At 46.9% G+C, this 371-nt stretch carries 1 protein-coding gene; it reads left to right on the forward strand.

Annotation, left to right across the window (positions count from 1 at the left end):
• On the forward strand, positions 1–371 hold a 371-nt coding region (locus tag A3757_RS26500; RefSeq protein ID WP_197469859.1), incomplete at both ends, for a hypothetical protein.

Raw genomic sequence — 371 nt, forward strand, 5'->3', positions numbered from 1 at the left:
CTCTAAGCAGTATCGCTTTTGCAGAAGATAAACCTAAATATTATGCCGGGCTGGATGCCCACTACCTGATAAATACTATTGGTAATGAACAAAGTGGCGAAGCGGAGTTCGATATCTCTGGAGCTGGTCTGAGAGCGGGATTATATTTGGAGCCTCAAGTAGGGCTTGAAGTTTATGCCGCACAAGGTGTCACTGAGGGAGACGATATTGGTATTGATATGAGTCTCGTATCTTCGGTTGGGATATTGGGTCGTTTCGAGTCTCCAGAGGCTGAGAACGGTGGGAAATTGTTTATCTTGCTTGGCTATGGCATGTCTGAACTGGAAATGACCCGCAGCGCCTCCAGCCCCGTAGATAGAGAGTTGTATCAT

Source organism: Oleiphilus sp. HI0117, from assembly GCF_001635235.1.